The 20434-nt window shown below is 29.9% G+C and carries 21 protein-coding genes and 3 tRNA genes; 19 read left to right on the plus strand and 5 right to left on the minus strand.

Annotation, left to right across the window (positions count from 1 at the left end; translation table 11 throughout):
- Positions 1–16: 16 nt before the first annotated feature.
- The gene (locus tag RH915_RS00395; RefSeq protein ID WP_310477248.1) at positions 17–301 is read right to left on the minus strand and encodes a hypothetical protein; all 285 of its coding nucleotides are present in this window, start codon (positions 299–301) and stop codon (positions 17–19) included.
- A gap of 246 nt (positions 302–547) precedes the next feature.
- Between RH915_RS00395 and RH915_RS00400 the strand changes: the two genes are divergently transcribed.
- The 6 genes from RH915_RS00400 to RH915_RS00425 all read left to right on the plus strand — a co-directional run bounded on the left by RH915_RS00400 (position 548) and on the right by RH915_RS00425 (position 4620).
- Complete coding sequence (locus RH915_RS00400) at positions 548–1360, plus strand: hypothetical protein (RefSeq protein ID WP_310477250.1); 813 nt, start codon at positions 548–550, stop codon at positions 1358–1360.
- Between the two features lie 148 nt (positions 1361–1508).
- Positions 1509–1679 carry a DUF896 domain-containing protein gene (locus RH915_RS00405; RefSeq protein ID WP_310477251.1) on the plus strand — a complete coding sequence of 57 codons (171 nt, stop codon included), beginning with the start codon at positions 1509–1511 and terminating at the stop codon, positions 1677–1679.
- Positions 1680–1693: 14 nt separating this feature from the next.
- Positions 1694–2146: a chemotaxis protein CheW gene (locus RH915_RS00410; RefSeq protein WP_310477253.1), complete on the plus strand. Its 453-nt coding sequence runs from the start codon at positions 1694–1696 to the stop codon at positions 2144–2146.
- Positions 2147–2264: 118 nt separating this feature from the next.
- Complete coding sequence (locus RH915_RS00415; RefSeq protein WP_310477254.1) at positions 2265–2729, plus strand: hypothetical protein; 465 nt, start codon at positions 2265–2267, stop codon at positions 2727–2729.
- 80 nt (positions 2730–2809) lie between these two features.
- Positions 2810–3958 (plus strand): sensor histidine kinase, encoded by a 1149-nt coding sequence (locus tag RH915_RS00420; protein ID WP_310477256.1) that lies wholly within the window; start codon positions 2810–2812, stop codon positions 3956–3958.
- Between the two features lie 17 nt (positions 3959–3975).
- A complete protein-coding gene (locus RH915_RS00425) occupies positions 3976–4620 on the plus strand; it encodes a response regulator transcription factor (RefSeq protein ID WP_310477257.1) in 645 nt (214 codons plus the stop codon).
- Positions 4621–4637: 17 nt separating this feature from the next.
- On the opposite strand, the gene RH915_RS00430 is transcribed toward RH915_RS00425, so the two are convergent.
- On the minus strand, positions 4638–5561 hold the full coding sequence (locus tag RH915_RS00430) for a cation diffusion facilitator family transporter (protein ID WP_310477259.1): 924 nt from the start codon (positions 5559–5561) through the stop codon (positions 4638–4640).
- 121 nt (positions 5562–5682) lie between these two features.
- Here RH915_RS00430 and RH915_RS00435 point away from each other — a divergent pair, with 121 nt between their 5' ends.
- The gene (locus RH915_RS00435; RefSeq protein ID WP_310477261.1) at positions 5683–6123 is read left to right on the plus strand and encodes a hypothetical protein; all 441 of its coding nucleotides are present in this window, start codon (positions 5683–5685) and stop codon (positions 6121–6123) included.
- A 201-nt stretch (positions 6124–6324) separates the two neighbouring features.
- On the opposite strand, the gene RH915_RS00440 is transcribed toward RH915_RS00435, so the two are convergent.
- Positions 6325–6411: transfer RNA gene (locus RH915_RS00440), tRNA-Leu, on the minus strand.
- A 432-nt stretch (positions 6412–6843) separates the two neighbouring features.
- Between RH915_RS00440 and polA the strand changes: the two genes are divergently transcribed.
- The 7 genes from polA to RH915_RS00475 all read left to right on the plus strand — a co-directional run bounded on the left by polA (position 6844) and on the right by RH915_RS00475 (position 14072).
- Positions 6844–9531, plus strand: a complete 2688-nt coding sequence (polA, locus tag RH915_RS00445; protein ID WP_310477262.1) for a DNA polymerase I — start codon at positions 6844–6846, stop codon at positions 9529–9531.
- A gap of 13 nt (positions 9532–9544) precedes the next feature.
- Complete coding sequence (coaE, locus tag RH915_RS00450) at positions 9545–10150, plus strand: dephospho-CoA kinase (RefSeq protein ID WP_310477264.1); 606 nt, start codon at positions 9545–9547, stop codon at positions 10148–10150.
- A 14-nt stretch (positions 10151–10164) separates the two neighbouring features.
- Positions 10165–10743 (plus strand): lytic transglycosylase domain-containing protein, encoded by a 579-nt coding sequence (locus tag RH915_RS00455; protein WP_310477266.1) that lies wholly within the window; start codon positions 10165–10167, stop codon positions 10741–10743.
- The gene (locus RH915_RS00460; RefSeq protein WP_310477267.1) at positions 10743–12344 is read left to right on the plus strand and encodes an ABC transporter substrate-binding protein; all 1602 of its coding nucleotides are present in this window, start codon (positions 10743–10745) and stop codon (positions 12342–12344) included. The genes RH915_RS00455 and RH915_RS00460 overlap by 1 nt, the downstream gene beginning before the upstream one ends.
- A 193-nt stretch (positions 12345–12537) precedes the next feature.
- A tRNA-Leu gene (locus tag RH915_RS00465) sits at positions 12538–12622 on the plus strand.
- Positions 12623–12628: 6 nt separating this feature from the next.
- Positions 12629–12704, plus strand: a tRNA-Val gene (locus tag RH915_RS00470).
- Between the two features lie 282 nt (positions 12705–12986).
- On the plus strand, positions 12987–14072 hold the full coding sequence (locus RH915_RS00475; RefSeq protein ID WP_310477269.1) for an ATPase: 1086 nt from the start codon (positions 12987–12989) through the stop codon (positions 14070–14072).
- Between the two features lie 20 nt (positions 14073–14092).
- On the opposite strand, the gene RH915_RS00480 is transcribed toward RH915_RS00475, so the two are convergent.
- Positions 14093–15085: a hypothetical protein gene (locus RH915_RS00480; protein ID WP_310477271.1), complete on the minus strand. Its 993-nt coding sequence runs from the start codon at positions 15083–15085 to the stop codon at positions 14093–14095.
- Positions 15086–15253: 168 nt separating this feature from the next.
- Between RH915_RS00480 and RH915_RS00485 the strand changes: the two genes are divergently transcribed.
- Together RH915_RS00485 and RH915_RS00490 are read left to right on the plus strand one after the other, a co-directional pair.
- The gene (locus tag RH915_RS00485; RefSeq protein ID WP_310477273.1) at positions 15254–15532 is read left to right on the plus strand and encodes an ACT domain-containing protein; all 279 of its coding nucleotides are present in this window, start codon (positions 15254–15256) and stop codon (positions 15530–15532) included.
- A gap of 11 nt (positions 15533–15543) precedes the next feature.
- Positions 15544–16914, plus strand: a complete 1371-nt coding sequence (locus RH915_RS00490; RefSeq protein ID WP_310477275.1) for a PFL family protein — start codon at positions 15544–15546, stop codon at positions 16912–16914.
- An 84-nt stretch (positions 16915–16998) separates the two neighbouring features.
- On the opposite strand, the gene RH915_RS00495 is transcribed toward RH915_RS00490, so the two are convergent.
- Entirely contained in the window at positions 16999–17877 is an 879-nt protein-coding gene (locus tag RH915_RS00495) for a ComEC/Rec2 family competence protein (RefSeq protein ID WP_310477276.1), read from the minus strand.
- A 111-nt stretch (positions 17878–17988) separates the two neighbouring features.
- Here RH915_RS00495 and RH915_RS00500 point away from each other — a divergent pair, with 111 nt between their 5' ends.
- From RH915_RS00500 to RH915_RS00510, 3 genes are all read left to right on the plus strand, one after another.
- Complete coding sequence (locus RH915_RS00500; protein ID WP_310477277.1) at positions 17989–19245, plus strand: tetratricopeptide repeat protein; 1257 nt, start codon at positions 17989–17991, stop codon at positions 19243–19245.
- A 62-nt stretch (positions 19246–19307) separates the two neighbouring features.
- The gene (locus tag RH915_RS00505; RefSeq protein WP_310477279.1) at positions 19308–20045 is read left to right on the plus strand and encodes an MBL fold metallo-hydrolase; all 738 of its coding nucleotides are present in this window, start codon (positions 19308–19310) and stop codon (positions 20043–20045) included.
- 72 nt (positions 20046–20117) lie between these two features.
- A complete protein-coding gene (locus RH915_RS00510; protein WP_310477281.1) occupies positions 20118–20405 on the plus strand; it encodes a hypothetical protein in 288 nt (95 codons plus the stop codon).
- Positions 20406–20434: the final 29 nt, after the last annotated feature.

Genomic DNA, 20434 nt, shown 5'->3' on the forward strand with positions numbered 1-20434 from the left:
ACACTTTTTTCGGATTTTACTCATTATCTAAAGTTTCAAGCACCTTTTGTAATTTAATTTTTTGCTCTTCATTAAGAAATGGTTGTATTCTTTCAATGATTTCTTGTTCATTACTCACAAATTGCCTTAACATTTTTAGCTCCTGCATTATTTCTTCCTCTGACTTTTGACCATATTCTTCGAAAAGATTAACTGCTTTCTGATAATCCTCTTCGGAGACCATATCTTTTACCTCTTCAAGTTTCGAGTAATCCCCTCTTTTAGCTGCATTCATAAGTTCATTAATTTTTTTAAAATCCATCAATCTGCCCCCTTAATATACAATTAAAATTTTTCTCTATATAGACTATGCTGATGATTTTGTTTTTGCTACAAAAATCCTAAAGTTTTAATATTTCTACTAACCGTGAATATATTTAGTAGTAGTTGAGGAAATTGCAAATATAAAAGTTAAATTAAATGTTAGATGTGATCAATTGATATTTTATTTTACTTAAAAATTTTAATGTTATTATATCTTCAATTATTAAGTTGTGGGAGGGAAAGTATGGAACATAAAAAAAGCAATCTAAATCCTTTAAATCACAATAAGTTAAATGTAGGGTTACTAATTTTTTTCCTTGCTGTTATTTTAGGAAAAGATAACAGGAAATTAAGTTTAAAAGGACTACAGATTAGTGAAGTAGAGAAAAAAACAAAGTTACTTAATAGAATAAAAGGATATATGTCACCAGACGAACAAAGAATTATTCATAAGGCTGAGATCGTACTTCAACTGTTAGAAAAGGCAAAAATGTTATTTGATGTAGATGAGTTAATTAGTACAGAAGTACAGTACAGCGCACTTTCCACTGATGAACGAAAAAGAAATATGCTTATGGATTTATGTGAGTTCGTACATGAGGAGAAAAGAGACGTTGTTCACAAAGCTATAGAACTAGATATAATGGCTAAAGACCTTGGAGATAAAATAAAAGATATTCAATCTATTAATACAAATAATAGTGGGTTAACAATAGATCACATTGAGAAATATTTTGATTTATTTGAACCTTTTCTTGATCAACAAATAAAAGAAAAGGTGGTAGAGGGAAAAAAGTTGTTATCTATGATGAAGTTGTATAAATCTATTGAACAAAAAGGAAAAATTAATGAGGCAGATATTATGACAATGATTGAACCATACATACCGGATGATCAAAAAGATTCCCTTTATAGAATGATAAATATTGTAAAAGTTTTATCTGAAATGAATACAAATGAAAACGATAGAACAGTAGAAAAAAAACAATCTGTACAAAAGCCCGAGTCAAAGGATGATTTAACGGTTGTAAAAAGCGATTCTAAAAAAGAAACTTAGAAAGTAAAAAAACGATTAATCAAGATAATAATGATTTATAAATCCCTTTATTTATAAATTTTTTAAAATATGTTATAGTTTATGGTAAACATAGAAGTAATAACAGTTAAGTATAATAACTGATTAAAAAGTATAAGGAGTGATCGTCGTGATTACAAAAGATATGATTAATGAAATAAACCGTTTATCAAAAATCTCAAAAGAGAGACCGTTAACTAAAGATGAAAAGGCTCAACAAGAAAAATTAAGGAAAGAATATATTGTGTCTTTTAGAAAGAATTTTAAAAAACAATTAGACAATATAGAAATAGTTGATTGACTGGAGGGAAATCCGTGTCTGAAAAACAGTACGTTATACTAAAAGTTAATGAAGAGGCTTATGGGGTAGACATTAAAAAGGTAAAAGAAATAAGCGAAATTAAAGAAGTAATAAAGGTACCAAGTGCACCAGAATTTGTGGAAGGAATAATTAATTTACGAGGTGAGATTACACCAATTATAAATTTAAGTAAAAGGTTAGGTCTGTTAAATAGTATTGAAGGTGCTAAAGATAAAAGGATTATAATTGTAAATTTAACTCAAGGAAATGTAGGTTTTTTAGTTGAAGATGCATCTTATGTACTCAATATTAAAGGTGATCAGATTGAAAACCCCCCTGAAATGCTAATTGATGAGGATCAACAATATATTCAAGCAATAGCTAAAGTGGGAAATAGTATGGTTATTATATTGGACCTAGATAAAATTTTGAAAGATGATGAAAAAGAAGAATTAAAATCGATATAACAATTAATCTAGAAATTAATGTAGTTGAAAAGTTAAGGTTTTCCGCAAAAAAAACTAAAAAATTTAACCCCCTTTGATTATAATGAAACTCATGAAATAACAATAGGGGGATTTTTTTATGAGAAAAATAATTGTATTTGTACTAGTTTGTATAACAGCAATCAATGTTTATGGGATGGATATTAAAAGTAAAGACAATCTTACTGTAAACCAACTAGAAGAAGTGGTTGTAGAATTATTTATAAAACGGGCAGAAATTCTCAATAATTATTTAATTGGTGAATACACTATCGAAGAAGTAAATCATGAATTAAGAGATATAGTAACGGGTGCTTTATTAAAAGATGACTTAGAAATAATTAATTATATTAATATAAGTCCAACATCTTTTGAAATTGTAGAACATATTAAAGTTAATGATATAAAGTTATTAAGAAAAGATGAAACAAGTAGTGAGTTTAAATTAGGTGTAGAATGGAATATGAAAAATAAAGATTATAATCTTGTAGAGGATGTTACATACCAGGTTGATGTTAAAAAAAGAAAAAGTAATTGGCTTTTGTCAAATATTAATGTAACTTAGGCAAATACTCTACATAAAGCGTATGCAAAGATAATATAAGAATGTTATAATATAATAAAGCTTATATTTGAGGTGCATTGATGAAAACAACTATTATAAATTCAGAAAAAATGAATGAGATATTACAAAAAGTAACAATAGCTATTGATGAAAGTAAAAAAGAGGTTTTTGATATCGCCGAAAGTGCTCGTAAAGAGTATAATGATATAAAAAATGAGCTGAATGAACTTCAACAAAGTGTTTTGAATTTAATTAATGATGTGGATAAGTTAGAACTTTTAGAAAAAAAAAGTAGAAAAAAACTACTAGAAGTAAGCAAAAATTTTATGCACTTTACAGAGAAAGATATAAGAGAAGCCTATGAGCAAGCTAATGAATTACAAGTAAGCTTAGTATTAAAAAAGGAACAGGAAAAAGACTTAATTAATAAGAGGACAGAACTAGAAAAGCGACTGAAGAATGCGACTCGAACTTTAAGCAAAGCAGAAGGACTAACATCTAAAATGGGAATTGTTCTAGAGTTTTTAAGTGGTAATTTACAAGATATAACAAATACACTAGAAGATATACAACAAAAACATGTGGTTGCAAAAAGAATAATAGAAGCCCAAGAGGCAGAACGACAGAGAATTGCCAGAGATATACATGATGGACCAGCACAATCACTATCAAATGTCGTCATTAAGTCGGAGGTATGTGAAAAGTTAATGGTTCTAGATCCAGGTAAGGCAAAACAAGAAATAGTAGATCTAAAGTCAAGCTTAAGGGAAACAATAAAAGATATTCGTAAGATAATTTATAACTTAAGACCCATGTCCTTAGATGATCTGGGTTTTATACCAACTGTTCAACAGTATGTGAAAAACTTTGAAGAGGAAACAAAAACAGAAGTTGATTTTATGATTTTATCCCAAGAAGGTTGGGAAGATAGCGAAATAAGTCTGTGTATTTTTAGAGTTATACAAGAGGCACTGAGTAATATAAGGAAGCACGCAGAAGCAAGTCTAGTTAAAATAAAAATGGAGATGTCTAAAAGTTACATAGCTGTGAGTATATTTGATAATGGAAAAGGATTTGATTTAAAATCCGAAAAGACAAAAGAAAAAATCGATAGTGGTTTTGGCTTGATGAGCATGGAAGAAAGAGTAAAACTACTTAATGGTAATTTAGAGATTAAAAGTGGAATAAATAAGGGTACAAAAATTATTATACGTGTATCTAAAGACTAAAATAGGGGGGCTATGCTTTGGAGAAGATTAAAATTCTATTAGCAGATGATCATTCTTTAGTAAGGCAGGGTTTAAAACAGATACTTGAACTAGAAGAGGATTTAGCTGTTGTTGGTCAAGCTAGTAATGGAGAAGAGGCACTAGAAAAAGTACAAATATATAAACCAGATATCGTATTACTCGATATTAATATGCCTAAATTAAATGGAATCCAAACTTTAAGAAGATTGAAGGATATAAACAGAACGATAAAAGTAATTATGCTGACTTTTCATGAAGATAGGGAATATTTATTGGAGACGATCAATTTGGGAGCAAATGGATATGTTTTAAAAGATTCCGAAAGTACCAGCTTAATAAAAGCTATAAGAGATGTAAATAGTGGGGCTTCATATATTCATCCAAATGTAGCCAATGAAATTGTAAAAGAATTAAATTATAAAGAAAAAGATAATAACTGTCTAAATGAATTAACTCGCAGAGAATATGAAGTTTTGACATTAATAGCAGAAGGAAAAAATAATAAAGAAATATCAAGCGAACTTTTTATAAGCGAAAAGACTGTGAAAAACCATGTATCAAGTATATTAAAAAAAATCAATGTTAGTGATCGCACCCAAGCAGCCATTTTTGCATACAAACATAACTTAAAGAAAATATAAAAAAACAAAAAAAGCTTTTAAAAGCTTTTTTTGTTTTTTTTGCAAAAATCGCAATCCTTTTCTTCATAGTTAAAACAAGGATTAACATGAATAAGCACGTCTTGAATAAATTCGTTACTTTGAAAAATATTTTCCTTAGCCCTAGCAGCTGCTGCGTGTCCTTCAATTACTGTGATTTCTCCGTTTACACAAATTTTCATATCTACAAACAACTTTGACCCATGCTTTCGCACCTTAACATCTTGGACACCTTCCACACCAGTGGCTTCGATAGCGGATTTTCTTATCTTATTTAGAGTATCATTTGTTGGTGACTTATCCATTAAATCATTTATTGCTTTAATATATATACTTATTCCAGTTTTTAAGATTAAAATTGATACAAATAAACCTGCTAAAGGATCTAAAGCAGGAAATCCAAGTATAGCCCCACCAACACCGATTAAAGCAGCAATCGATGAGAAAACATCCGAACGATGGTGCCATGCATCAGCAATAACAGCATCACTTTTAATTATATTACCGATTCGAACAGAGTAACGAAACATGGCTTCTTTAACAACAATAGATAAGATAATAATGTATATAGCTATCATATCAGGCGCTTTGGGGTCAGGTGAAGAGATAGCTCTAAATGAGCTATAACCAATTCCCAATGCTGTTATAATTAAAATGATGGCTAAAATTTTAGAAGTAATCGTCTCAGCTCTATGATGACCATATGGATGGGATTCATCAGGTGGAATATGAGCAATTTTTAGTCCCTGTAACAAAATAACTGTACCGATTAGATCAGTAGCTGAGTGAAAAGCATCCGCAAATAATGCGATACTACCAGCGAATAATGCTACAGCTGCTTTTAGAATAGTTAAAATGATATTCCCAATAATACTTATGATTGAGGCTCTTCTTGATAATTCATATCTAAATTTATCATCCAATAAACATCTTCCTTTTTTAGTATTATAAATAATGTAATTATATATAATCTTATTTTGTAAATTTACATATTATCTTATGTACATGTTAAAAATATTTTTAAAGACTTCAGGAGGTCAATATATGGCACAGGTAATTCAATTAGAAAATTATAGGGTTTTAAAACAATCAGAAATAATTGTAAAAATTTATTCTACTATAAATATTAACATGAATAATAAACTTGACCAAGTTGTTTATGAATTTGAAGATGAATTTTATAAACTTTGTGAGCAAAATAATATGGATTTAACATTAGTTAAGTATTTTCGTATACCTATGATTACATTTATCGTGACAATATTTTTAAGAAATAGTAAGATGAAATTTTATTTTGACGATAGTTTATTATTAAATAATCGAGAAAATAAAATTTTATTAAAAAATACGTTGTTAAAAATAATAAATGCTTATAACCAGGATTATAGTAATGGAATAATGTTAGAATCTAATATAAAGAAAATAGTGGAAAAACAATTTGCATTATTAGTAAATTTAATACCCGAGAAAATTAAATTGATTTGAAAATCACTGTGTTGGAGAAGGGACAGTTGCTAATTCATATATAGCATTTTAGCAAATAATTTCTTTCGACTAAATCAAAGCTGTCTGAGCACCTTCAATACAACGATAGGGTATTCAATCCTCTACATCCCTATTGTTATACAGTAGAAAAGTAGAATTTTTCTACTATATAAAAAAACACTTCGTTTGAAGTGTTTTTGTTGGTGCCGTGGAAGGGAATCGAACCCCCACGATGTTGCCATCGGCAGATTTTGAGTCTGCTGCGTCTGCCAGTTCCGCCACCACGGCCTATTAAGCTACAAAATCTATAATAACATATACAATAATAAAAGTCAATTACTGTGAGGTCTACGCAACAAAGAGGTGTGTTTGTCTTGTAACATACCTTTTTGTTATGCGATATTAGGATTCGGTATGTTCTATCTATTACTATCACGAATCCACGGTCAGAAGACAGATGCTTACAACAGCACTCTGGATTAAGTCAGCTAGAATAATATTTTCTCTACCACGACTATCAAATGTGGATAAAAATTTAGTTTTTCTTTGTACATATCTAGAAAAATAATAAAGGAAAGAGATAAAATCAAGAAATTGAGTAGTAAAATTAATTAAAGTTGTTTATTTTAGTATAATAAGCATATCAAATAACGTTTAATTTACTTGAAACATAAGAAATGCTAAAATAAAGACATTATAAAAAAAGAGAGGAAGAATAGGATGATAGAAAATCGTTTGATAATTATAGATGGTAATAGTTTAATAAATAGAGCATTTTATGCATTACCACCTTTAACAACAAAAGAGGGTTTACACACAAATGCGGTATATGGGTTTGTTACAATGTTAGTTAAAATATTAGAGGATTACTCACCAGAGTATATCAGTGTTGCTTTTGATAAGAAGAAGCCTACATTTAGGCACAAACAATATGATCAGTATAAAGCAGGAAGAAAAAAAATGCCTTCAGAATTAGCAGAGCAAATTGAACCACTAAAAAAACTTTTAGATAAAATAGGGATAAGTCGTATAGAGTTAGAAGGGTTTGAAGCAGATGATCTTATAGGAACAATTGCAAAAGATGCAGAACAACATGAAAAAGAAGTGCTTATCGTTACTGGTGATCGAGATGCACTCCAGCTTACTTCAGATAGAATAAAAGTTTTGCTTACAAAGAAAGGTATATCTCAACTTGAGATATATGATCGCAAGAGGATTATAGATGAATATGAAGTAACACCAGACCAATTAATAGAAGTGAAAGGATTAATGGGAGACCAGTCAGATAATATCCCTGGAGTCCCAGGTGTGGGAGAGAAAACTGCTTTAAAATTAATTAGAGAATATAGTTCTATCAATAATTTAATACAAAATATCCAAAATATATCTGCTCCTAAATTAAAAGAAAAATTAGAAACCTACACAGAACAAGCTGTATTAAGCAAAAAACTTGGGACCATTATGACAAATGTTCCAATTGATTATGAGCTAGATGGTCTAAAAAGAGCTTATGGTGATTCAAAACAGATTATTTCTTGCTTTAATGATTTTAACTTTACTAGTCTTGTTAATAAAGTACATATCTTAGCAAATAATAAAATAGAAATAGTAGAACAGGAAAGCAAAGAAGAGGTTGAAATTCAAAACATTACTCAAATGAAAAAATTATACAATAAAATATTGGAAAATAAGAAAGTTGCGGTTAAATCTTTAACAGAGGGAATAAACTTAGTAACAGATCAAATAATAGCAATAGCCTTAGATATTAATGATGGGAAACAATATTTTGTTGATTTCAGAGAACTTGATAAAGAAAATAGGAATGAAATTTTAAATTGCTTAAAGGACTTACTTGAGGATGAGATGATTTTAAAAATAACCCATGATGTAAAAAATGAAACTATTAATTTTTTATCTCAAAACATTAACGTCAAAAACTTTGGATTTGATATTATGATAGCCGAGTATTTGATAGACCCATCTAAGGCAGAATATGGTCTGAAATCCTTAGTATTAAAATACCTATCTATAAATATTACTGATGAAGAAGAGTTAGTAGGAAAAGGGAAAAATAGAGTAAAGTTATCTGAGTTATCAAAAGATAAATTAAAAGGTTTTCTTTGTGGCCAAGTTGATTTTATAAATCAGCTAGAAGGCAAATTAAAGTTAGAATTAGAAAGTATGGATCTTAATTCATTATATTTTAATGTAGAATTACCATTAACAAAAGTGTTGGCTAATATGCAATTAACCGGTATAAAAGTTGATAAAAATATGTTAACAAGCTTAGAGAAAGAATATGATTTATTAATCAAAGATTTAAAAGATAAAATATATAACTTAGCTGAGGAAACCTTTAATATAAATTCACCAAAGCAATTAGGCGAAGTTCTCTTTAATAAACTGGGATTACCTGTTATAAAGAAGACAAAAACTGGATTTTCGACTAATGTCGATGTTCTGGAAAAACTAAAAGATAAGCATGAAATTATTCCATCTATTCTAGAATACAGACAAATTAGCAAAGTAAAGTCGACTTATATCACAGGGCTCCTTAATATTATAAATCCTAAAACAAATAGAATTCATTCAAACTTCAATCAAACAGTTACAACAACAGGTAGAATATCAAGTACAGAACCAAATATGCAAAATATACCTATAAAACTGGAGATGGGAAGACGTATTAGAAAAGTTTTCGTTGCCTCACCGGAGTATAAACTTATAGATGCAGACTATTCTCAAATAGAATTAAGAGTATTAGCCCATATTTCACAAGATAAAAATTTATTAGAAGCATTTGAAAAAGGACAGGATATACATACAAGAACTGCTTCAGAAATTTTTGGTGTCAGTATGGAGGATGTTACTTCAGCAATGAGAAGTGACGCAAAAGCAGTCAACTTTGGCATCGTATATGGAATAAGTGATTTTGGTTTATCAGAAAACTTAAAAATAAGTAGAAAAAAAGCTAAAGAGTACATTGAAAATTATTTAGATCGTTATCCTTCTGTTAAAGCGTATATGGAGCAAACAATTAGATTAGCAAAAGAGAAAGGCTATGTTACTACAATACTAAACAGGAGAAGATATTTACCAGAAGTAAACTCTAAAAATTTTAATTTGCGTTCTTTTGGTGAGCGTATGGCAATGAATACACCGATTCAAGGAAGTGCGGCAGATATAATAAAAATAGCAATGATTAAAGTTTATAATAAATTAGAACAACAAAAGCTTAAAGCCAAGCTTTTGTTACAAGTTCATGATGAATTAATAATCGAGTGTCCAACTGAAGAAGCTGAGATTGTGTCAAAAATAGTTCGTGAGTCAATGGAGGAAGCTATGGACTTAGATATCAAATTAAGTGTAGATTTATCCGTAGGCGATAGCTGGTATGATACAAAGTAAGGAGCTGACTTGAATGTTTAAAGTAATTGGGTTAACAGGGAGCGTAGCTAGTGGTAAGAGCACAGTATCCTCAATATTATCACAATTGGGTGCTATTATTATCGATGCAGACAAAGTCGCTAGAAAAATTGTAAATAAAGGCGAACCAGCATTACAACAGATTATTAATACATTTGGATCAGATATAGTAGATGAGCAAGGAGAGCTTAAAAGAAAAAAATTAGGAAATATTGTGTTCAATAGTAAAGATGAATTAGAAAAATTGAATCAAATAACCCATCCTAAAATAATTGAAGAAATACAAAATGAAATAAATTGGTATAAACATAGGCATATAGACTCTGTTATAATAATAGATGCAGCATTACTAATAGAATTAAACATGCATACCATCGTAGATGAAACTTGGGTGGTATACGTACCATTAGAAACTCAAATTCAAAGATTAGTAAATCGAGATGACATAAGAAAAGAAGATGCGCTTAGACGGATAGACACCCAAATGACAAATCAATCAAAACTACAATATGCGGATAAAGTCATAAATAATGTAGGAAGTATTGAGGAGTTAGAAGATGAAGTTCGCCAGTGTTGGGATTCAGTTATGAAATCAAAATAGAGGTGGTCTGTTTGGTGTTTATCATTACTAAGAAACTGCGAAAAATATTTATGGTATTAGTACTCTTTGTAGCAATATTTATTGCGATTCAAAGTATAACTTGGGTTGGCAAATTAGCATATCCAACCCATCACTATTCTACCGTAATGGAAAACGCAGAGATGTACAATATAGATCCTTTACTAATATATGCGATTATTCGCAACGAAAGTAGATTTAATACCAATGCCATATCCCGAACAGAAGCAAGAGGATTAATGCAGATAGCACCAATTACAGGGCAGTGGGCAGCTGAAACCTTGGAAATAGAAAATTACACAAAACAATTACTACATGATCCAAAAATAAACATTGAAATTGGTGCATGGTATTTAGATCGTCTTAATAAGCAATTTAATAATAATCTAGAGTTAGTAATTGCAGCATATAATGCCGGAAGTGGAAATGTAACGAATTGGCTTAATAATCCAGAACTAAGCAAAGATGGTAATGAGCTTGATTACATCCCATTTGGGGAAACTAGGATATATTTACGAAAGGTATTAAGAGACTACGAAATTTACAAAAGAATATATAATAGGGGGACGCTGTAATGAAAAAAGCTAGATATCTCATGCTTTTATTGACGTTAAGTTTAATCGTTGTTGTAAGTGCTTGTACAAGTGAAAATCCAAATGAATTAAACTTAAATGATCATAACGAGATTGAACAAAATTATCAGCCTACTGAGGGTGGGACATTAAACCTTTCTGTTACAAGGTTTAATACTTTAAATCCTCTATATAATCAGAACTATAGTGTATATCAATTACAGCATATGGTATACGAGAGTTTAGTAACCTTTAATGAGGATATGACTATTGAACCACAAATAGCCGAAAGTTGGATAGTATCAGAAGATGGGCAAAGTATTGAGTTCACATTACGTGAAGGGATTACTTGGCATGATGGAGAACCTTTTACTGCAGATGATGTAATCTACACAATTAGTCTAATTAAAAATAATACTCAAGTTCGAAATCCATCTATATTTAAAACAAGCCTGAGGCAAGTATCTGATATTAGAGAAACATCTGAAAATACGATAGAAGTTACATTTACAAGACCTTTTAGTAATGGATTGGAAGTTATGACTTTTCCAATATTACCTAAGCATATACACGAAAATAACATAGAAGATGATATTATGATTGGAACAGGGCCGTTTAAATTAACAAACTATGAAACAATGAGAAGTTTAACACTAGAGAGAAATTTAGAGTATTGGGGAAAGACGCCGTATATTGATAAAATTAAGGTGGAAGTTGTTCCAGATGCAGAAGCACAACTATCTTTATTTGAAAATGGAGACATTGATCTGGCTCAACCTATATCAGTTGACTGGGATAAATATTCAAGAGATAAAAGTGTGAAAATATATGAATATGTGTCTAATCATTTTGAGTTTTTGGGATTTAACTTTAGGAATCCGTTATTACAAGACCCTCTAATGCGAAAAGCAATTGCTAGGAGCATAGATAGAAATAAAATAGCAAATGATATATATTTAGGTCATGGAGCAGTAACAGATACACCAATTATGCCTGGTTCTTGGCTTGAAGATACAAATGTTTTATCAAATAGCTTCGACTTAAGTGCAGCAGAAAATTTATTAGAACAAGGTGGATATTTATTAGATGATGCAAATGTAAGGAAAGGTATGAATGGTGAAAATATTAATTTAAACCTTATAACGAGCAAAGGGAATATACTCAGAGAGCAAAAAGCCATGTATGTACAAAATAATTTAGAGAAATTAGGAATTAATGTCCATGTCAAACTTTTGGATTGGGATGACTTTGAACAAGAAGTTACAGCAGGAAAATTCGATTTAGTAATTGCTGGATGGGAGTTATCATATGTACCCGACTTATCTTTTGCTTTTCATAGTACAAATGTGCCAAATACTAATTTTATTAATTATCAGAATGAAGAAATGGATCAATTACTTGAAAAAGCCTTTAGCGCAAGTAGTCGATCATTAAAAAATGAAGTCTATAGTCAGATACAACAACACATTGTTGATGAAGTTCCTTATCATACCTTATTATTTAAAAATGCATCTGTAATTATGAGAAATAATATACAAGGTGAAATCAAACCAAACGCATACAATATTTTTAAGGGAATTGAAGAATGGTATATTATACAATAATATAAGACTTGAAAACATATAAAAAAATGAGGAAATTGCTGTATTATATTACAATGAATAATGAAGTACAATTTCCTCAAAGTATTAACAAGAAAGCAGTACTATTAAAAGCAAAATTTAGGGTATTTACATTTTAAAATTATTTGACACAATATAGTGAACATATTATACTATGAAAGTAATATAATTATGGGCGGATGTGCTGGAATCGGCAGACAGGCACGTTTGAGGGGCGTGTGTCAAAAGACGTATGGGTTCAAGTCCCATCATCCGCACCAAATAATGCGAGATTAACTCAGCTGGTAGAGTGCTTCCTTGACGTGGAAGAAGTCAGGGGTTCAAGTCCCTTATCTCGCACCATAAAAAAACAGTCAGTTTATAACTGACTGTTTTTTTTATGTAATAGGAAAGTTCATGTATCGTTATACAAAAAAATAGGGATACACTTCTTCCTTCCTCCTTATATAAAATCTAAATGTGCAAATATAAGCTACTTTATTAGACTTCTGTATAAAATTTAAATATATATTGAATAATAGAAAATGGTACTAATTCTATATATTAATATACATGCACAAATGAGTTTGCTTATTGATAATATATACTATGGATCAAATTCCATTGCTACAAGGAGGAATTTTCATGAGAAAAAAGGGACAAATTAAAAGACTATTTCCTGGTGGAAATACATCTGTAGGATTCTATTCATACTACGAGTATGTTATTGATGTAAAAAAAGCAAAAAAAGTATATTATTTAAAAGGGGGACCAGGTCTAGGAAAGTCAAGTATGATGAAGCGTATCGGACAAGAGATGCTTAATAATGGATTCAATATTGAGTTACACCACTGTTCCGCCGATCCAGATTCTATAGATGCCTTAGTTATTCCTGAAATTAAAACTGCATTTATTGATGGAACAGCACCTCATACTTTAGATCCTAAATTTCCAGGAGCTGTTGAGGAAATTATAAATTTAGGAGAATTCTGGGACGAAGAAGGAATAAGAAATAACAAAGATCAAATCATTCGCTCTATTGAAGACAATGGAAATATATATAAGAGAGTGTATAAGTACTTAGGAGCTGCCAAGCTAATACGTGATGATATTGAATGGATTCATTCTAATGCAGTCGATAAAGCTTTATTAAAAGAAAAAAGTTTTGAGTTTATTAATGAAATTTTTAAAGATGCTAAAAAAATTAGCAAAGAATCTACTGTTAGACGATTATTTGGAAGTGCGTATACACATAAAGGTCATATAGATTATGCAGAGACGTTTATTTCAGAAAATAAAAAAATATATTTTATAGAAGGTAAAATTGGAACAGGACGGTCAGATATCTTAGACAAAATTTTAAGAAGAGGAATAGAAAACGGATACGATTTAGAGGTATATCATGAACCGTTAGACCCATTGAAAATAGAAGCACTAATTATAAAAGATCTAGGAGTGGCGATAACCACAAATGATAAATATGACGATAGTAGTTTTAGAATGAATATTAATAGCTTTTTAAAGAAAGATTTATTAGACAAATATGAACAGGGTTTAGATGATAGTATAGAAATTTATAATCAACTACTCCAAGATGCAATGGATACATTAAAAAAGGCAAAAGAAAATCACGATATAATAGAAAGCTATTATATACCAAATATAAGGTTTGAGTTAATAGATGATTTAACAACAAAATTAATCAAAAGAGTCTTAGAAATAAAAAACTAAAATGGCTGGTGTAAGCCATTTTAGTTTTCCATCATATATCTAAATCCTTTATCCATATGAAAATATTTTCCATCTAAAGAAATAACACGATAATTATTGTTACTCAAGCCTCTCAATGCATCTATACTATTCTCCATATCTTTTATTATTCCAATATTTTTTAGAAAATTCTCTTCTGTAATTTTGCCAATTATAAACTTCTGATGATCAGGGCTCCAATGATAGGACGAGTTAAACTCCTTGCTTTCTAATAAATTAAAGTCATTATTTTGGGGTGGAATAAAACTAGATTTAGCAGTGAATTTATCCAGTTTTGTGTAAGTATTAATAAACAAATCTTCTTCTTTTAGAATTTTAAATTTTATACTCTCTTCAACTCTACACCATCTATCACGATCAGAATTATTATAAAGCCAGCTCTCATTATAAACCTCTTCTAAATAAATTGTTTGATCCCAGACTACATTAAATTTTTCATCATGATAATGATAAATCTCTAAAAACTCTTTGTAGAGCATTGCACCAAGTGACTCATCTAAGGTTTGATAAAGTAACATCATATGATGAGATTTATCAGGACATTCGATAAAATCTATATTAGAAACAGGAAGGATGTTTTTTATACTCTTTTCAAAGATATATTCTTTACCAATTTGATTATAAATTGCAACTACTGCAAGATCTTGTGATAAGTTAAGGTTAATAATTAGCTGCTCAGCATCATTAGGTATAATATTATCCTTATATACAGATATGTCGATAAAATCAACATAATCTAACCACTTTTGATAACCTAAAGTACTTAATACCGATCTTTTAACTTCTCGTTCTATATCACTATTTATGTAATCATTATCAAAAAAATAAGAAATAGTACTAGAATTAAGTTTATATTCGGAAGAAGTGTACTGAATAAAAGTTGCTACATCATCAGGGGACTTAAATAATGTTTGGATAAAAAATGATAACAAAGCTAATACAATAAAACTAATAAGAAACAATAAATTTTTCAAAAGAATCACCTCTTTAGAAGTATATGGTAAAAAGATATATATTATTTGTTTTAACTAAAAATTATAAAAATAGATAAAAAAACTTTGAAAAGATTTCTATTGCTGGTATAATAGAAAGTATTATAAAAAATTCTACATATATTGACAATTTACTTAAGGAGGAAGAAAATGAAAGATAATAAAGCTATTGTTACAGTGTTAGGGCAAGATCAAGTGGGAATTATTTCTACTTTAACTAATATTCTTGCAGAAAGTGATGTAAATATACTAGATATTAGTCAAACAATTTTACAAGATTACTTCACAATGATTATGGTAGTTGATGTTTCAAAATGCAAAGTTGGATTTGGAGAATTAAAACAGAGCTTACTTGAAGCAGGAGAAAAAATAGGATTACAAGTAAATGCACAAAAATCAGAAGTATTTGATTTTATGCATCGAATTTAGGAGGAGATAAGATGCCTATATCATCAGCAACGGGACAAGAAATTTTAGAAACAATAAGAATGGTAGAAATGGAAAATTTAGATATACGAACAGTAACCATGGGAATAAGCCTTCGTGATTGTGGACATACAGATCCAAAAGTATCACAACAAAAAATTTATGATAAAATAACAAAGTACGCAGAGAATCTTGTGTCAGAAGCAAGTAAAATTGAGTTAGAATATGGTATCCCAATAGTCAACAAAAGAATTTCAGTGACACCGATGTCTATGGTTGCAGAATCAAGTGATATCGATACATATGTTGACTTTGCAAAAGTTTTAGATAAAGCTGCTAAAGAAGTAGGTGTTAATTTTATTGGCGGGTTTTCAGCATTAGTTCAAAAAGGTTTTACAAAAGGGGATATGAACTTAATACGATCAATACCACAGGCGCTTGCTGAAACAGAAAGAGTATGCGCATCGGTGAACGTAGCAAGTTCAAAATCTGGTATTAATATGGATGCAGTTTATGAAATGGGAAAAATAATTAAAAAGACAGCAGAGTATTCAAAAGATCAAGATAGTTTAGGATGTGCTAAATTAGTTGTTTTCTGTAATGTGCCAGAAGACAACCCATTTATGGCCGGTGCTTTCCACGGAGTAGGAGAAGCAGAGTGTGTAATTAACGTAGGCGTAAGTGGTCCAGGAGTAGTATTAAATGCCATTAAAAAACATCCGACAGTTGACTTTGGCGAATTATCTAATGTTATTAAAAAAACAGCTTTTAAAATAACTAGAATTGGGGAACTTGTTGGAAAAGAGGCTTCAAGTCGCCTAGGGGTACCTTTTGGTATAATGGACTTATCTCTAGCACCTACACCAGCAATAGGTGACAGTGTTTCAGATATTTTAGAAGCAATAGGCGTTGAAAGAACAGGAACGCATGGGACAACAGCAGCACTAGCAATGTTAAATGATGCAGTTAAAAAAGGCGGTATTATGGCCTCTTCTCATGTTGGTGGTCTAAGTGGAGCCTTTATTCCAGTTAGTGAAGATGCAGGAATGATAGAAGCAGTAGAGGTTGGTGCATTAAACATAGACAAACTTGAAGCTATGACCTGTGTATGCTCCGTAGGATTAGATATGATTGCAATTCCAGGAGCAACAGAAGCAGAAACAATAGCGGCTATCATAGCTGATGAATCAGCTATAGGAATGATTAATAAGAAAACCACAGCTGTTAGAATTATTCCGGTTATAGGTAAATCAGTTGGTGAAGTAGTAGAGTTTGGAGGCTTATTAGGACGTGCTCCAATTATGCCAGTAAACAAGTATAGCTCTACTGCCTTTGTAAAAAGAGGCGGAAGAATTCCAGCACCATTACAAGCTTTTAATAATTAATAAAAAACCAATCAGTATTTGATAAAAATATTATCAAAACTGATTGGTTTTTTATTTGGTAAAAATTTGCGGGGGTAGGGCTATTTATTTATTAGTTGGTAAATAATAAGGTTTTTTCTTGGACCAGATTTCATGACCATCACTATAAAACACTAAATTTCCTTGTTTATCAGTACGATATATTGAAGCATTATATTTTTTTAACCGTTTTAAAACATTTGCATCCGGGTGACCATATGGATTATTGGTACCACAAGAAATAGCGAATATATCTACTTTTACAGTATCTAAGAATTCACTTGTCGATGATGTGCTACTACCATGGTGAGCAACCTTTAAAAAATGTGATTCCAAAAAAGATGGTGGATAGTAGTTAATAATGTCCATCTCTGCTAGAGATTCAATATCACCAGCAAATAAGAAAGTGTTGTTTTTGTACACAACTTTACAGACTATACTCCATAGGTTTAAGTCATCGCCATAGTTCCTTAATGGCCCTAAAAAGTAGAGCTTTAGATCGTCATCAACTAAAATAGGAGCATTAATAATTGGGGGATTTATTTTAAGATTATACTCTGCTAAAGAAACCAAAACATCTTCAAAAACCTCCGTTGTGTGACTTTTTTCAGTCATATAAAAATCATTAATTTCAAAGTTATTAATAACTTCAGGGATTCCACCGATATGATCAGAATGAGGATGAGTAGCAATTAAAATATCAATTGTATCAATTTGCAGATTTTTTATGTAAGAAACGACATTTGGTCCTTGATTGGGTTCGCCAGCATCAATTAATATTGTATTTTGATTGGGAGTAACAATAAGTATGCTGTCTCCTTGTCCAACATCAATAATATGTATACTGAGAACATCTGAGCTGGTAGGGAAAAAATACATAAAAAATAAAACAATTATGCATAGAAAGACAACTGATATCATTGTTTTTTTATTTTTTATAAACATATAGAATCATCTCCCTTTGGATGTATAAACAAGTTAATATTTGGTTGCTGTTATAAATATATTATAGTATTATATATAAAGTAAACATTGCTTTCAAGAGGAGTTGTTAAATTGTATAGTTTGAATATATTTTTTCCTACTCAAGATGAACGAGAATTTTTTCTAAACTACAACGAGTTGGAAATTAAAATGATAGATGGTAATAAAAAGTATTATTCTAATATAGATGAGATAAATTTAATAAAATGCAAGTCAGTATATAAACATATTCCAGGTTATTGGCTTGAAGTACAAATTAGCAATACAGATCAAGGAAACAAACTTTATAATCAAATTTTTAACATGGTACCATCTGATCGTATTAATGAAGAAGTATTTTATCCAAAACACTTAACGGGATCAAAATGCTTAAATAAAGGATGGCTAAAAAAATATGATCTTTTAAAAAATCGGTTTAAAGATGATGTATGGAAAATATTCTTTCAAGAAGTAAAGAACCATTTATTATCCGGAAGGGAAGAAATAGCTTATTATGGTTTATTATTAATTTTTAAGCTTAATCCATTTTTTCTAAAGAAATATAAGCGTTTTTATATTTTCGAAGAGTTTGCTTACTACTTTGAGGACGTTGGAAACTTAGGTAAAGCTATAAAAAGTTTGAAAATGCAAGCTGTATTATGTCCAGAATCAGTTGAACCATATTTGAACATGAGCAGTTTTTATATTGTAAATGGAATGGAAAAAGATGCAATAAACACTTGTGTGAAAGGCTTAGAAAAAAATCAAAACAATCAATATTTAGTAAGTAATTTAATTATAGCAGCCACAAACATGGGTGATTTTGAATATGCTATAGCATATTTACAGAGTACTTTGAATGATGATCCGAACAACCCATTTTTTCTAAAACTTCTTGGGGATGTATTTTATGAATTAGAAAATAATAATAGTGCAATAGATTGTTACAAGAAATCCTACGAACAAATAAAAAAAGAAACAATTGATGATTTACAAGCAGATATATGCAGTTCTTTAGCCAATTGCTACTATGACAACGAGAATTATAAAGAAGCAGTGGCATATTATAGGAAATCGTTAAAGTATACACCTTCTGATTCATTTATTTTGCTAACTTTATCTCAAATTTATTTTGATAAATTAAAAGATGTTAAGAGTGCACTAAAATTTACTAGGTTATTAGTAGAAAAGATCCCGGAAAATGGGTTAGGTCAGCTTCAATTAGGTTTAATATATTCAGATATGAAAAATATTGAAAAAGCAAGGTGGCATTTATATAGGGCAAGACAATTAATGCCATATTACTTACCTGTGCAAGAAGCAATAAACTCATTGAAAAAGATAAAATAAGTATACGCGTCAATATATATAATAAGGAACCTATATTTTAGTCAAGTAGAAGGAGTGATAATTTGAAACTAACTGTGTTAGGTTGTTATGGACCTTATCCAAAGGCTAACGGGGCTTGTTCTGGATATTTGTTAGAAGATGACAATACCAAGATTTTAATTGATTGCGGTAGCGGTGTTTTATCAAAATTATTTTCACTTTGCAATGATCTTAATAAATTAGATGCTATTTTTATAAGTCATTTACATGCAGATCATATGTCAGACCTACTTGTTCTTAAGTATGCAATTGGAATAGGACAGATGATGGGAAAAGTAAAGAATTCAATTCAAATTTATTTACCAGCTAGTCCAAAAGATGAATATGATAAGATTCAATATAATAGTGCTTTTGTACGTAATATTATAAATGAAAGTTCAAAAGTTCAAGTAAAGGGTATAGAAGTTACATTTAAAAAAACAAATCACCCAATCGAATGCTATGCAATGTCATTTGTAAAAGATGAAAAAAAATTTGTTTATTCAGGAGATACGAAGAAGTTCAATGGTTTACCTGATTTTGTTAACGGAAGTGATTTATTTCTTTGTGAGGCAAGTATGTTAGAAAAAGACAGAACAGAAACGGTTTATCATCTTTCAGCAAAACAAGCAGCAGAAGTAGCATTAGAAGCAGATATAAAAAGAGTGCTATTAACTCACTTACTACCTGAAATAAAACAAGAAAGTCTATTCAATGAAGCAAGGGATATTTTCCCCTATATTATTGAAATAGCAGAAGAAGGTAAGACATACTTTATTTAGTATAAATAATATAAACCACATCATGAGAAAATAATAAAAAGTTACATTATTATTTAGAATTGAGGTGGTTTAATGATTGATAGTATTTTTGAAAGAAGAATAAAGGAACCAACTTGTTATAAATTGAGTTTAGAAATACCAGAGAAGGAGTACTATAACGTTTACGATGAAGTTACGCAAGATGCAGCTAAAGAGATCTTAAATAATTTTTTGCAATATCATCAAGATGATGGAAGACCTACTGATATTGACATCAAGCATAGTAAAAATGATCACATTGTACAAATTAATTCAAAGTTAGATTATTTAGGCAATGATCACACAAAAGAAAGAGATATACCTGATTATTTAAATCATTAAATAAATCGTATTTTTCTACTTTAATAAAT

The organism is Serpentinicella sp. ANB-PHB4, from assembly GCF_031432315.1.
GTDB lineage: Bacteria > Bacillota > Clostridia > Peptostreptococcales > Natronincolaceae > Serpentinicella.